Origin of the sequence: Adhaeribacter rhizoryzae, from assembly GCF_008629685.1 — a bacterium.
Lineage (GTDB): Bacteria > Bacteroidota > Bacteroidia > Cytophagales > Hymenobacteraceae > Adhaeribacter > Adhaeribacter rhizoryzae.
This window is the reverse complement of the sequence record NZ_VWSF01000009.1, coordinates 56,398-70,912: the sequence shown is the minus strand read 5'-3', so window position 1 is coordinate 70,912 and position 14,515 is coordinate 56,398. Positions and strand designations below refer to the sequence as shown.

9 protein-coding genes are annotated in these 14,515 nt (G+C 46.8%); all 9 read left to right on the top strand.

What is annotated here, in order from left to right; genetic code table 11:
• Nucleotides 1-9 precede the first annotated feature (9 nt).
• The 9 genes from F0145_RS13050 to F0145_RS13010 all read left to right on the top strand — a co-directional run bounded on the left by F0145_RS13050 (nt 10) and on the right by F0145_RS13010 (nt 14,231).
• The gene (locus F0145_RS13050; protein ID WP_150088859.1) at nt 10-1,047 is read left to right on the top strand and encodes a Gfo/Idh/MocA family protein; all 1,038 of its coding nucleotides are present in this window, start codon (nt 10-12) and stop codon (nt 1,045-1,047) included.
• A gap of 243 nt (nt 1,048-1,290) precedes the next feature.
• Nucleotides 1,291-2,388, top strand: coding sequence for an amidohydrolase family protein (locus F0145_RS13045; protein ID WP_150088858.1), 1,098 nt, complete (start codon nt 1,291-1,293; stop codon nt 2,386-2,388).
• A gap of 70 nt (nt 2,389-2,458) precedes the next feature.
• Nucleotides 2,459-3,682: an acyltransferase family protein gene (locus F0145_RS13040; RefSeq protein WP_150088857.1), complete on the top strand. Its 1,224-nt coding sequence runs from the start codon at nt 2,459-2,461 to the stop codon at nt 3,680-3,682.
• A gap of 46 nt (nt 3,683-3,728) precedes the next feature.
• Nucleotides 3,729-5,078, top strand: coding sequence for a Gfo/Idh/MocA family protein (locus tag F0145_RS13035; protein ID WP_150088856.1), 1,350 nt, complete (start codon nt 3,729-3,731; stop codon nt 5,076-5,078).
• A 279-nt stretch (nt 5,079-5,357) separates the two neighbouring features.
• Nucleotides 5,358-6,743, top strand: coding sequence for an enolase C-terminal domain-like protein (locus tag F0145_RS13030; protein ID WP_150088855.1), 1,386 nt, complete (start codon nt 5,358-5,360; stop codon nt 6,741-6,743).
• A 127-nt stretch (nt 6,744-6,870) separates the two neighbouring features.
• Nucleotides 6,871-8,028 (top strand): plastocyanin/azurin family copper-binding protein, encoded by a 1,158-nt coding sequence (locus F0145_RS13025; RefSeq protein ID WP_223816033.1) that lies wholly within the window; start codon nt 6,871-6,873, stop codon nt 8,026-8,028.
• On the top strand, nt 8,025-9,521 hold the full coding sequence (locus F0145_RS13020) for a PQQ-dependent sugar dehydrogenase (RefSeq protein WP_223816032.1): 1,497 nt from the start codon (nt 8,025-8,027) through the stop codon (nt 9,519-9,521). Before F0145_RS13025 ends, F0145_RS13020 begins: the two co-directional genes overlap by 4 nt.
• A 116-nt stretch (nt 9,522-9,637) precedes the next feature.
• Nucleotides 9,638-12,688 (top strand): SusC/RagA family TonB-linked outer membrane protein, encoded by a 3,051-nt coding sequence (locus F0145_RS13015; protein WP_150088854.1) that lies wholly within the window; start codon nt 9,638-9,640, stop codon nt 12,686-12,688.
• A 25-nt stretch (nt 12,689-12,713) separates the two neighbouring features.
• Nucleotides 12,714-14,231 carry a RagB/SusD family nutrient uptake outer membrane protein gene (locus F0145_RS13010; protein ID WP_150088853.1) on the top strand — a complete coding sequence of 506 codons (1,518 nt, stop codon included), beginning with the start codon at nt 12,714-12,716 and terminating at the stop codon, nt 14,229-14,231.
• Nucleotides 14,232-14,515: the final 284 nt, after the last annotated feature.

Genomic DNA, 14,515 nt, shown 5'->3' with positions numbered 1-14,515 from the left:
CACTAAATAATGCAGGAATCCAGTTCTTCCCGAAGAAATTTTATTAAAAGTATGGCCACCACCGGGCTGGCATTAGGCCTTACCGGCAGTGCTTTTTCTTTATACGGCCAGAATGTTTCCCGTGAAAAAAAACGCGTGGGCATTATTGGGTTAGATACCTCACACAGTGTGGCATTTACCAAAGTGCTGAACGACCCGCAGGCTGCTCCGGAATACGGCGGCTACAAAGTAGTGGCGGCTTACCCCAAAGGCAGCAACGACATTGAATCGAGCACCAAGCGTATACCCGGCTACACCGAGGAAGTACAAAAATATGGGGTTAAAATTGTAGACTCTGTTAAAAAACTGCTGAACGAGGTAGATGTGGTGCTGCTGGAAACCAACGACGGTCGTTTGCACCTGGAACAAGCCCTGCAGGTTTTTAAAGCGGGTAAGCCCACTTTTATTGATAAACCCATTGCGGCTTCGCTGGCCGATACCATGGCAATATTTGAGGTCGCTAAAAAATACAAAGTGCCGGTTTTTTCGTCGTCGTCGTTGCGGTACATGCCCAGCGCCCAGGAAGTAGTGCAGGGTAAAGTAGGCAAAGTACTGGGCGCCGAAGCCTTCAGCCCGATGCACCTGGAAAGTACCCACCCGGATTTGGTTTGGTACGGTATTCACGGGGTAGAAACGCTTTATACCGTAATGGGTACCGGTTGCAAAAGTGTGGTGCGGGTGCATACGCCCGATACCGATGTAGTAGTAGGTACCTGGGCCGATGGCCGGATTGGCACGTTCCGGGGTTTGCGCAGCGGTAAACTAGATTACGGCGGCATGGTCTACGGCGAGAAAGGTAATTTGGCTTTAGGCCCTTACGGCGGCTACAACGCTTTACTGGCCCAGATTATTAAATTCTTCCAGACGGGGCAGCCACCCGTGAGCGCCGAAGAAACCACCGAAATGTTTGCGTTTATGGAAGCCGCCGACGAAAGCAAGCGGCAAGGCGGTGTACCGGTTTCTTTGGAAAGTATGCTCCAAAAGGCGAAGCAGGCCTCCCGAAATTAAAATATTACCTACAGAACTTTTGCAATAGCCGCCTTGGCCGTGTGTTTTCACCGGCCAGTTCTCTGGGATTAACAGCTATAGCGGTAGGTTTTTAATTTTTTGCGAAAGTCCTAACCTAATATTTCGCGGCAACTTAAAATAGGGCTGCGGTTCAACTATTTTGGCTTGCCAAATATTCTTTTGGAAGAAAGAATAGATTATTAAGACCAAATGACTTTTTAATGCGCAGTAAATACTTTACCTATGAAGTGGCCTGTTTACGCTAAGTTGCTATTTTGCTTTTTTGCTGTGTTTTTGCAATCCTGCACAAACTCGCCAAAAACCAATAATGAATATTATACGGTTGAAGATTTTTCTTCCGTCGAAAAAATTGATGCGCACGTGCACGTCCGGACAATAAGCAACCCGGCTTATGTGCAGCAGGCGGCCGCCGATAATTTTAAGCTAATAACGGTTAGCGTTAATTCGCCTTCTATCGCCATGGAAGAGCAGGTGGTAAAAGCTAATCCGGAGCGACTAGTTTTTGTGGCTAGTTTTTCGGTAGAGAACTGGCACGAACCTGACTGGCAGGAAAAAACCTTAGCCCATTTAAAAGATGCTTTTGCGAAAGGGGCTATTGCCGTGAAAGGCTGGAAAAATATTGGCTTGGAGTTGCGGGACAAAGACGGAAAGTTTGTAATGATTGATGACCCGCGTTTCGACCCGATTATAAACCTGCTGGAAGCAAATAATATTCCGATGATTGGGCATTTCAGCGAGCCCAAGAATTGCTGGTTGCCGGTAGCCCAAATGACGGTAAAAGGCGACCGGGATTATTTCAGCCAAAACCCCGAGTACCACATGTACCTGCATCCTGAATATCCGTCGTACGAAGAACAAATTGCCGCCCGCGACCGGATGCTGGAAAAACACCCGAAACTTAGGTTTGTGGGTGCGCATTTGGGTAGCCTGGAATGGAGCGTAGACGAGTTGGCCAAACGCCTGGATAAATACCCCAACATGGCCGTGGATATGGCCGAGCGAATTTCGCACCTGCAGCACCAGGCCAAAACCGATTGGCAGAAAGTACACGACTTTTTTATTAAATACCAGGATCGGCTTATTTATGCCACCGATTTTATTGCGCAGGATAACCAGAATCCGGCCGAAGTAAAAGAAAATGCCCATAATATTTGGCTGCGGCACTGGCGCTTTTTTACCACCGACGAGCAAATGCAGGTGCCCAAAGTTACCGGCGCTTTTAAAGGTATGCAATTGCCGCGCACAGTAGTAGATAAAATATACCGCCAGAATGCCCTGAAATGGTTACCCGGCGTTGGGAAATTAGTTCAGAATAACTAAATTATTAGGCCATTAGCTAGTGCCAAAATATTGGTGCTGGCTAATAATTAAATATTTAAGCTAAATCTTTATGCAAACCGCCACTGCTCCTGTTGCTTCTGCCCCCATTATAAACCCCACCATAGCCACCCGCCGCATTGCCTCCGTTGATGTATACCGGGGCTTCGTTATGTTGCTAATGATGGCCGAAGTATTGTCGCTGTCGCGGGTAGCGCGGGCCTTGCCTGATAGCGATTTCTGGCAGTTTCTGAGTTTTCACCAGAGCCACGTGCCCTGGGTGGGCTGCTCGCTCCACGATTTAATTCAGCCTTCTTTTTCTTTTCTGGTGGGCGTGGCCTTGCCGTTTTCCATTGGCAGCCGCTTAGCCAAAGGTGCCACTTTTAGTGCATTGCTGCGGCACGCCATGGTAAGAGCCCTAATATTAATCTTTCTGGGAATATTTCTGCGGTCGATGCACTCGGAGCAGACCAATTTTACCTTTGAGGATACCTTAACCCAAATTGGTTTAGGCTACGTTTTCCTGTTTATATTGGGTTTTTACTCGCAGCGGGTACAAATTGGTGCGCTGGTATTATTGCTGATTGGGTACTGGGCGGCTTTTGCTTTATATCCTTTGCCCGGTGCAGCCTTCGATTATGCCGCTGCCGGTGTTACGCCCGATTGGGAACATAACTTACAGGGTTTTGCCGCGCACTGGAACAAAAATACCAACTTTGCCTGGGCCTTCGACCAATGGTTTCTGAATCTTTTTCCGCGCGAAAATACCTTTACCAACAACGGCGGTGGTTATTCTACTTTAAGCTTTATTCCTACGCTGGGTACCATGATTTTGGGTTTATTGGCTGGCAATGCGTTAAAAGCCGCTACCACTGCCCGCGAGAAAATCCGCTTTTTCTTAATTACTGGTTTGGCTTTATTGGCCTTGGGTGCTTTGCTGCATTTTACCGGCGTTAATCCCGTTGTAAAACGCATCTGGACGCCCGCCTGGACTTTATTTAGTGGGGGCTGGTGCTTTTTGCTGTTAACCTTTTTTTACGGCCTGATTGATGTAGCCAATTACCGGAAGTGGGCTTTCCCTTTAATGGTAATCGGGATGAATTCTATTGCGGCTTACATTATTGCCGATGGCCTGGGTTCTTTTATTTCGGGTTCGCTGTATATTCATTTGGGCCAGGATTTTGATAAAATATTTGGCCTGCCGTATGCCTCGCTGGTAAAAGGTACGCTGGTATTGCTAATAGAATTCTATGTTTTGTACTGGATGTACAAAAAGAAAATATTCATAAAAATTTAATATTTTTCAAACACCACCGCTTTTAATTATTACAACCAACTATTTTATGGAAGATTTAAATAATAATCGCCGGGAATTTATTAAAAAAGCTATTACGGGTGTGGCAGCCGTATCGGTAGGCGGCATTTTGCCAGGGTTTAGCCCCAAAAGCTACGGCAATATTTTAGGTGCCAACGACCGTATAAAAGTTGCCATAATGGGCGTAAACGGTCGCGGATCGGCGCTGGCAGCCAATTATGCCAACCAACAAAACTGCGAGGTTTTATATATTAGCGATGTTGATAGCCGTGCGGCTGAAAAATGCATGGCAGCAGTAGAGTCCATTCAGAAAAAGAAACCAAAAGCTGCGCCGGACTTCCGGAAAGCGCTGGAAGATAAAAATTTAGATGCGTTGGTAGTAGCCGCCCCAGACCACTGGCATGCTCCGGCGGCAATATTGGCTTGTAAAGCCGGCAAGCACGTATACCTCGAAAAACCCGCCAGCCATAATCCCAACGAAGGCGAACTGGTAACGGCCGCTGCGGCCAAATACAAGCGGGTGGTGCAAATGGGCAACCAGCGGCGTTCCTGGCCCAACGTAATGGCGGCTATTCAGGATTTAAAAAACGGCATTATTGGTCGGCCTTATTTTGCCAAAACCTGGTATACCAATAACCGGGCATCTATTGGTAAAGGCAAAGAAACCGCTGTACCGGCCTGGCTGAATTACGAATTGTGGCAAGGCCCAGCTCCCCGACAAGCCTTCCGCGACAACGTAGTACATTACAACTGGCATTGGTTCTGGAACTGGGGCACCGGCGAAGCCCTGAACAACGGTACCCACATGGTAGATTTGGCTCGTTGGGGCTTAGGTGTTGATTTCCCGACCCGTGTTACCTCGGCCGGCGGCCGTTACCGTTACCAGGACGACTGGCAAACTCCCGATACCCAGGTAATCACCCTCGAATTTCCGAATAATACCAGCGTGTTATGGGAAGGCCGCAGTTGCAACGGCCGGCCAATAGAAGGCAACACCGCAGGCATTATTTTTTACGCTGAAAACGGTTCTTTGCTGATTGACGGCAATAGTTACCAGGTTTTTGACGAGAAGAACAAACTCGTAAAAGAAGCTAAAAACCAAACCCTGGTAGATGCCCGCAACCTCACCAACCCAGCCCAAGAACTGGATGCTTTCCATATTCAGAACTTCTTCGACGGCATTCGCAAAGGTGCCAAACAAAACGCTGATATTTTGGGTGGCCATAAAAGTACACTGCTTTGCCAATTAGGCAATATTGCGCTGCGTACCGGCCATACCCTAAACATCAACCCTGAAAACGGCCACATTCTAAACGACAGCGAAGCCATGAAATATTGGAGCCGCACCTACGAACCAGGTTGGGAACCCAAGGTGTAAGGAATTGTATGAAAAATAAGTAAAGAAGTTTAGGCAGCCGGAAAGTTTAAGTACGATCGCAATTCAGATAAATCACATTATGCTGTTCAGGTATTTCGTCCCCCTTGGGAGGGGGTAGGGGGAGGACCAGTACAGCAGCAAATAGAATTGCCTGTCAAGAAAGAAGAATAGCATTATGAGCAGGAATATTTTTGCTACTTATTTATTTCAAATTAATCCTTCCCCTACTCTCTCCTAAGGGGGACTTTTCAGTGCTTAAATGCAATTGATTTTTTAAAAATGAACAGAAGAAATTTTATAAAAAATGCGGGTGCTTTTGCGGCTTTGAGTAATATCAGCCCGAGCGAAATATTTAAATCAGCTATGCCAGACCAGTTAAAATCCATTCGGATTACCCGTACCGATTCTAATTTTGAACGCGAAAAATTAATTCGTCCGTTTGGATTTAAAGGTGGTTTTTTAACAGAGTTATGGCAAGCCGTAGCCCGGTTAGATTCGGAAAACTATAAAGGGAACATAGGCCTGGGTACCCAAAGCGTTTTGTACGGCGATGCCGATTTATTTGCCGCGCACTCCGAAACCGGTGGTAATGCCATGATGTATGCTCTTACCGAAAAGGCGCTGCAAACGGCAAAGAAAGTACCTTTTACCACGCCGGTAGAATTATTCGATAAAATATTGCCGTCCGTAATATCCCAGGGCAAGCGCATTACGGGTAAGCAGGATTTGAACCTGAATTTTATTTACAATGCCATGGTAAGCGTTGATAACGCCGCCTGGCTGTTGTACGCTGCCGAAAATAATTTTAAAACCTTCGATGCCATGATTCCGGCCCCTTACCGGAAAGCACTTGCCCACCAAAGCGATAAAATTGCCATTATGTACCAGGTGCCTTACGGTATGCCGATGGAGGATTTAAAGAAAGCCGCGCAGCAAGGTTATTTTGTGATTAAAATCAAAACCGGCCACCCCGGCACCCAGGCCGAAATGCTGCAGAAGGACATCGATAAGTTAACCCAAATTCATAATACCCTGAAAGATGCCCGTACAAACCAAACCAAGAACGGCAAGCTGATTTATACATTGGATGCCAATGCCCGCTACGAGAAAAAAGAAACCCTCTTGCGTTATCTCGACCACGCCAAAAAAATAGGTGCATTTGAGCAGATATTATTAATTGAAGAGCCCCTAAGCGAAAAAAATGACGAAGAAGTAGGCGATGTGGGTATCCGGGTTGCCGGCGACGAAAGCGTACACGACGAAGCCGGCGCCATGCGCCGGTTGCAGCAAGGCTACGGTGCTATTGTACTCAAAGGCATTGCCAAAACCCTGAGCTTATCTATGAAATTAGCCAAACTGGCCGCCGACCGCAATGTGCCGTGCTTGTGCGCCGATTTAACGGTAAACCCCATTTTAATAGACTGGCACCGCAACCTGGCCGGCCGGATTGCACCTTTCCCGGGCTTAGGCATGGGGCTGATGGAAACTAACGGCGATATGAATTACCGCAACTGGGCCGAGATGATAAAATATAATCCGGCGGCGGGCGCTTCGTGGTCGCAGGCCCGCAACGGCGTTTTTGAGTTATCTAAGGAGTTTTACCAGCGCAGTGCCGGTATCATGGAACCTTCGGCTCACTACCAGCAAATGTTCCCGGCAGTTTAACCAGGTACATGTCGTGAAGCCAATCAGCGGGTACTTACGGACTGGGGAGGCAGACATACCGTTTTGGTCGGGTACAAAATAGAAAACCCTGAATTTGTTGAAGTAGTTGAAAGTGCCAGAAAATAATTTGCTTCTGTTCCGCGTGCTTAAATATTACCAATGGATATACGTGTGGCTGGTTTTGCTGCTGGCTTTGCCGGTGCACGCCCATCCGGTAGCAGATTCGGTTACGACGGTGCATATAAAAGCCATAGCCGGTTTGCAGTACAATGTGGTGCGTTTTCAGGTGAAGCCGAATGCCCGGGTTAAATTAATTTTAACGAACACCGACGATATGAGCCATAACCTGGTAATTACCCGGCCGGGAGCCCGCGATGCGGTGGTAAATGCGGCTTTAAAGTTGGGTGAGCAGGGTCTGAAACTGAATTTTATTCCCCCTTCGCCACAAGTGCTTTGGAGCATACCCGTGCTGGAGCCAGACGAAACAAAATCCATAACTTTTACTACACCTAAAACTACGGGCGTTTATCCGTACGTGTGCACCTATCCCGGCCACGGAGTTATTATGTACGGCGCCATGTACGTGGGCGAAGTTGCTTTGCCGCTAGCAAATGATTTAAATATTCCGCCTGCTCGCCGTACCGAAAATATTATTGCTGCTAGGGGTGCTGCCAACGGTAATAGGCATACTGCTCACCCCGCAACTACGGCCAAACCGGCTCATCCGTACGAACTGCAAGCACCTTTTTTGTACCGGGTTTTTATGCCCGATGCGAGTCCGGCGGCTATTGCGGTTAGTTTACCCCAGGAGCTATCTTACTGTTGGGATGCCGGTACCTGCCGGTTGCGTTACGCCTGGCAAGGTGGCTTTTTAGATAATTCAGATTCATGGAAAGGCAAAGGCGATTCTTACGGCATTATTATAGGCCAGGTATTTTACCGCGATAAAACGCCATACCCGCTACGGCTGAATCAACCCGAAAATATTCCGTCCGTGGCTTTTAAAGGATATCAACTGAGAGAACGCTACCCGGAATTTAAATACAACCTGAACGGGATAACAGTATACGAACTGATTAAACCCAAAGCCGACGGGGCTGGCTTAATCCGGACTTTCCGGATACCTGATAATAGCCAAAAGGTTTGGTTTGTAACAGATTCGGTAGATGGTGTGCAGTACGAAGCTACGGCCGGTAAATGGATTGGTGGCAAATTAAAACTTACAGCGCGGCAAGCCCGGCACTTTAGCATTACCATGACCCGGAAGGAGGGAGTAAAGTTATGAAATCAGCCTGGTTGCTTTTATCAATCTTTTTCTCTTTCTGGTTTATGGCCGCCGACCCGGTTAAACCTACACCTGGCGTTAATGCTGCCCCAGCTTACCGCGTAGAGTCGATTCCAATGCCGGACAACCTGGTAAGTGAAACCGGGGCTATAGAATTTTTGCCCAACGGCGAGTTGGTGGCTGGGTTTAGTCGGGGCGAAATAATGATTTATAACCCGCAAAAGAAACAATGGCGGGTATTTGCCCACGGTCTCCACGACCCGCTCGGAATATTAGTCGTTAGCAATTCGGAAATATTAGTAATGCAGCGCCCGGAACTAACCCGGGTAAAAGACACCGACGGCGATGGGCAAGCCGATTTGTACGAAACCTTAACCGATGATTTCGGCATTTCGGGTAATTTTCATGAGTTTAATTACGGGCCGGTAAAAGATAAACAAGGCAATTTATTTATCGCCTTAAATACTGGTTCGCCCAATGGTGGCGTGCGGCCCGAAGTACGGGGCAAACTGGATTCTACTACCTTGGGCAAGTATGGGCGGCAAATGTTTTCGGTGGTGCCCTACCGGGGTTGGGTTATGCAATTAACGCCGACGGGTAAATTATTGCCTTATGCCAGCGGCTTTCGCTCGCCTAATGGTTTGGTGCTGGATGGCGAAAATAATTTATTGGTTACTGATAACCAGGGCGACTGGGTGGGAACCAGTCCGTTGTACGAAGTGCAAGCAGGCAAATTTTACGGTCACCCGGCGGGGCTCGTTTGGGAACAAGGCTCGAAAAAGCAGAACCCTTTCGAAATACCCGTAGCGGAGTTAAATAAAAAGCGGGCTCAGGCAGCAGTATTATTTCCGCACAATATTATAGCCAATTCTATTACCCAACCAGTTTTTGATAATACCAATGGCAAATTCGGTCCGTTTGGCGGCCAATTATTGGTGGGCGAAATGAACCAGGAACGGATTGTGCGGGTAATGCTGGAACGGGTAAATGGTACGTTGCAGGGTGCTTGTACGCCTTTTCTGGATGGGCAGGGTTTGCGCAAAGGCAACAACCGGCTGGCTTTTGCCCCCGATGGCAGCTTGTGGGTGGGCCAAAGCGACCACGGCTGGGCCGGTGACGAAGGCATTCAGCGCATTGTTTTTGCCGGTCAGTTGCCGCTGGATATTCTTAATATGCAATTAACCCCCACCGGTTTTGCTTTAACTTTTACTCAACCAATCGAAGTAACTGCTGCCAGTAAGCCGGAGAACTATAAATTTAAAGAATATTATTACGCGTATCACGCCAAATACGGCTCCGACCAGTTTAATGCGCAAAAAGTAGCGGTTACGGATGTGCAGGTTTCGGCGGATCGGAAAAAGGTGTTTTTAACGTTGGCTGCCTTAAAGCCCGGGTACGTGTACGAACTGCAATTAGGCAATATTAGCGGCACAGACGGTAATATTTTGAAAGACAAAATAATCTGTTATACCCTGAACCAACTTAAAAACTAAGATTTTCGTAACATTATTAAGTACAATAAAAAAATAAAAATGTACTAGCTTTAATTTCCTTTGTTTTCTGTTTTAAAATGTATTTATTTATTTTTCAACCAGTTACTAAATAGATTATGAATAGAATTTTATCATTTAAATTAAAGTGGCTACTGCTGCTACCATTCTTTTTGTTTCTGGTAGTTGGGGCTTTCGCGCAAGGCATACTGGTTAGCGGAAAAGTTACCGGTAATGGCGGAGAAGCCTTGCCCGGGGTAACAATTGTGCTGAAAGGATCTAGCGTCGGAACTACTTCTGATGTAGCAGGAAATTATTCGCTTAATCTACCCAACGCAAACGGTACCTTGGTATTTTCTTACATTGGTTATGTTTCGCAGGAAGTAGTTATTAATAACCGCACTACCCTAAACGTAAGCCTGGTGATGGATGCCAAAGCCATGGAAGAAGTAGTGGTGGTGGGTTATGGTACCGTCAAGAAAAGCGATGTAACCGGTGCGGTATCATCTGTATCGTCAGAAGAATTATCGGCTTACCCGGCCCAGGGCACCGTGCAGGCTTTGCAGGGGCGAGCGGCTGGAGTTCAAATTCAGGCCAATAACGGCCAGCCGGGGGCTTCTTTTAAAGTGCGTATTCGGGGTGGAACCTCTATAAATGCCAGCTCCGACCCAATTTATGTAGTAGATGGTTTTGTGGGCGGGGCTTTGCCGCCACCAGAAGATATTGAATCGCTGGAAGTATTAAAAGATGCTTCGGCTACCGCTATTTACGGGTCAAGAGGGGCCAACGGGGTAATCATGATTACGACCAAACGAGGAAAAGCCGGCAAACCCCGCATTAATATTAATTCATCGGTTTCTTCGCAGAACGAGATTAACCGGCTTGATTTATTAAATGCCGATCAGTTTAGAGCTTATATCAAAGAAGCCCGGCCTGCTTTCGATTTAGGATCGGCCAACGCCAACACCGACTGGCAGGATTTAATATTCAGAAGAGGCGCTATTCAAAACCATCAGCTTTCTTTTTCGGGTGGCAGTGAAAACGTAAATTATTACATCTCCGGTAATTATTACGATCAGAAAGGGGTAATCCTGAACTCCGGCTTTAAGCGTTTTTCGGTTACCAGTAATATTGATATTAAAGCTTCCGAAAAGCTGAAAGTAGGGTTAAATTTATTTGCCCAACGCGCTTCGCAACAGCAAGCCTATACGCAGGAAGGTTCCGGTGGTCTTACGCCGGGCGTAATTTCGGCGGCCTTTAAGTTTGAGCCCGATCAACCTATTACTGACCCTAATACCGGCCGGTTTACCGTTGCCCGGTTAAACGACCCGCAGGATAACCCGTATGCCGTAGCCACGCAATTAGAAAACGAGTCGCTGAACGACCGCATTCAGGGTAACTTCTACGGCGAGTACGATATTTTAAAAGAACTTAAATTCCGGACAACCATTGGGGCCACCACCAACAGCGGCCGTACCGGCTATTTTGCGCCTACTACTCTTAATGTTGGCCGTACGGTAGGTGGTGAGGCTACGGTATCAGGTGCTAAAAGTACCCTGCTCCTGAACGAAAATTATTTAACCTATACCAGAGACTTTGGAACATCAAGCAATTTTTCGGTAATGGGCGGCTATTCTTTCCAAACTTCTTCCAGCGAAAACTGGGGTGGCACGGGACAGTCTTTTATCTCAAACGCAGTATCTTACTGGAACCTGGGAGGCGCCTCTGTATGGCAAAGTCCGTCTTCCGGCCTTACCGAGTGGCAACTGGGTTCTTTCTATGGCCGGGCTAATTTGTCTTTACTCGACCGATATTTATTTACCGCTACTATCCGGCGCGATGGTTCTTCTAACTTTAGTAAAAACCATAAATGGGCCACTTTCCCTTCCGGCGCTTTTGCCTGGAAAATGTCGAGCGAGCCTTTTATGCAAGGAATTAGTGCAATTACCCAATGGAAATGGCGGGCTAGTTATGGCTTAACCGGCAACCAGGCCATTACCCCTTACCAGACGCTGGCCCGCTTCTCGAACGTATACACAATTATTGACGGGTTAGCCGTAAATGCAGTAAGACCAACGGTAGTAGCCAATAACGACTTAACCTGGGAAACAACGGCCCAACTAGATATAGGTACCGATATTAGTTTGCTGGACAACCGGCTGAATTTTATCCTGGATTATTACCGGAGTGTAACCCGCGATTTGCTTTTTAGTGTACAACTGCCGCAATATTCCGGCTATCCTAACCAGTTACAGAATATAGGCTCCGTAGAAAACAAGGGCTTTGAATTTACGCTCAACTCCCGGAACCTGGTAGGCGAATTTCAGTGGAGTTCTGATATTAATATTTCGCGGAACCGCAATAAAGTACTGGAATTACCCGGCGGCAATGAGTTGCAGTACTCGGCTGCGCCGGGCCACTTAGTAGGTTTAGGCAATACCCACGTACTGCGCGAAGGTTATCCGGTAGGTACTATTTTTGGTTGGATTTACGATGGCGTATACCAGGAAGGAGATGAATTTTTAGCCGGTGGCGGTTTTGAAAGAATGGCCGGCGGCGAGAAATTTAGAGATATTAATGGTAAGAGAGATGCCCAGGGTAATTTAACCGGCGAGCCCGATGGGGTGCTGAACAGCGACGATCGCACCATTATTGGTAACCCGCACCCTAAATTTATCTGGGGTTTCAACAACGATTTCAGTTATAAAGGTTTTGACCTAAATATTTTCTTTCAGGGCTCGCAGGGCAACGATATTCTAAGTTATACCCTCATGGAGCTTAACCTGTTATCGGGTATTAACAATGCTACTACCGATGCCCTGAAACGCTGGACCCCCACAAATACCAATACCGATATACCCAAAGCTGCTTCTGGCCGTACCCGTCGGGTATCTACGCGCTGGGTAATGGATGGTAGTTACGCCCGTCTGAAAAACGTAGCCCTGGGCTACAATTTGCTAGATTCAATTACTAATTCGTTAAAAATGAGTAAGCTGCGGGTGTACATTAGTGCCCAGAACATCTGGACCATAACCAAATACAAAGGCTACGATCCGGAAGTAAATTATATGTCGGAAGGTGCTACCAACAGTAACCGTAACCTGGGCTTGGATTATGGTAGCTATCCTAATGCCAAATCTTACACAGTAGGTATCAATATTGGTTTCTAAGCGTTTTTTAACCGAAAATATTAAAATGAAAAAGTTTGTAAATAAATTTCTGGTACTCACGCTATCGGGTTTGCTCCTGAGTTGTGTAGATCTGGAAGAAAAGCCGGTTGGTATTCTGGCTCCCGAAAGTATGTTTAAAACCACCAAAGATGTAGAAACTGCCATCTTTGGCGCTTATGGCTGGATAGCTACGGAGCGGCTCTATGGCCGGCAGTTTGTAACGGCCTTAATGTTGCGCGGCGATATGGCCGATATTGGCGACCGCGGTACACCGGCCGAACGGCAGCAGGTAAACGATTTTAACATGGACGATAACAACAACATGGTAAATCAGTTCTGGCCGGTTTGGTACCAGGTTATCAGTGCTTCCAACGCAGCTATATCGGGTGCCGAATCTTTAAAATTACCGGAGAACGAAATCAACCACTTAATAGCAGAGGCGCGGTTTGTGCGGGCTTTCAGCTATTTTCACCTGGTGCAGGTATTCGGCGATATTCCGTACATCGATTTTTTTATTACCGACCCCAGCACCGTAAAAGATATTAGCAGAACCCCGCAAGCCGAAGTATATCAGAAAATAATAGCCGACCTGGAGCATGCCAAGCAGTGGCTGCCCGATCAACAGCCACAGGGGGTAAGAAGCCGGCCATCTAAAGGTACGGCGGCCGCTTACCTGGCCTCGGTGCACCTAACCTTGCAAGATTACCCAAAAGCCTACACCGAAGCCAAGTTTGTAATTGATAACAAAGCCCGCTTTGGTTACGGGTTAGTGCCCGATTTTCAGGATTTGTTCCGGGCACCGCAGCCTGGTAACCTGCAAGAGCATATTTTTGCCATTGACTTTCTGGGGTTGGTAAGTGGCGATGGTGGAGCCAATGATGATATAATTCCGCCCATGACCGGTATACGGGGAGCAGATGCGCCTAAAAGCGGCTGGAGTGTATCTGTGCCTTCAATGGCGGTTTACAATACCTGGGATTCGCGCGATTACCGGAAAGAAGTAAGTATGGATGACAGTGCGCTAATTGGTGGTGTTTTACAGCCTTATACCGTATTTGCCAATACCAAACGGCCCCACATTGCCAAATATGCCCGCTACCCAGGTAGATCTAACTCCGAAGGCCGGTACTCTGACCATAATTATGCAGCCATGCGTTACGCCGAGGTATTGTTAATAGCGGCCGAGGCCGCCGCTGAGGTTAATGGACCTACCGCCGAAGCCATTGGGTACGTGAACGAGGTACGGGCACGGGCACGAAACTGGGCTGGTAAGCAAACTACGTTCCCCGAAAATGTAGCGCCCGGCCTGAGTAAACCTGAATTTATTAATCTGGTGCTGGAAGAAAGACGCTTGGAATTAGCCTTTGAGTATAAACGCTGGTACGATATTAAACGCCGGAATTTAGGAGAGCAAGTTTTTAAAGGACCTAACTCTCTGGAACCACACGCAAATTTTGACCCTAACCGCGATTACCTGATGCCAATACCACGCAACGAAATACAGGTAAACCCAAACCTTAATCCGCAGAACCCAGGTTATTAAAAATATCATTAAGTAAAAGAAAAGCCCGGACATTAGTGTCCGGGCTTTTCTTTTATACCCTATTCCATTATTTACCAGCAGTATCATTCTGTTAATTGCCTTAACAAGTGTACAACCCTATTTGTATTGCGGGCTTTGGTAAAATATTCTTTGTGTATAAGGGTGTTTATCGCTTTTGTTGTTTAAATACAATAATAAAAATATTTATTTAATATTAATATTTCGATAATAATTTGAATATTTTAGAATTATAAATTAAAAATAAAATTGTAAAATGTATTTAA

What these genes read in the sequence shown, in the direction of transcription:
- F0145_RS13050 (WP_150088859.1), top strand. Translation starts at nt 10, where the DNA reads ATGCAGGAATCCAGTTCTTCCCGAAGAAATTTTATTAAAAGTATGGCC.
- F0145_RS13045 (WP_150088858.1), top strand. Translation starts at nt 1,291, where the DNA reads ATGAAGTGGCCTGTTTACGCTAAGTTGCTATTTTGCTTTTTTGCTGTG.
- F0145_RS13040 (WP_150088857.1), top strand. Translation starts at nt 2,459, where the DNA reads ATGCAAACCGCCACTGCTCCTGTTGCTTCTGCCCCCATTATAAACCCC.
- F0145_RS13035 (WP_150088856.1), top strand. Translation starts at nt 3,729, where the DNA reads ATGGAAGATTTAAATAATAATCGCCGGGAATTTATTAAAAAAGCTATT.
- F0145_RS13030 (WP_150088855.1), top strand. Translation starts at nt 5,358, where the DNA reads ATGAACAGAAGAAATTTTATAAAAAATGCGGGTGCTTTTGCGGCTTTG.
- F0145_RS13020 (WP_223816032.1), top strand. Translation starts at nt 8,025, where the DNA reads ATGAAATCAGCCTGGTTGCTTTTATCAATCTTTTTCTCTTTCTGGTTT.
- F0145_RS13015 (WP_150088854.1), top strand. Translation starts at nt 9,638, where the DNA reads ATGAATAGAATTTTATCATTTAAATTAAAGTGGCTACTGCTGCTACCA.
- F0145_RS13010 (WP_150088853.1), top strand. Translation starts at nt 12,714, where the DNA reads ATGAAAAAGTTTGTAAATAAATTTCTGGTACTCACGCTATCGGGTTTG.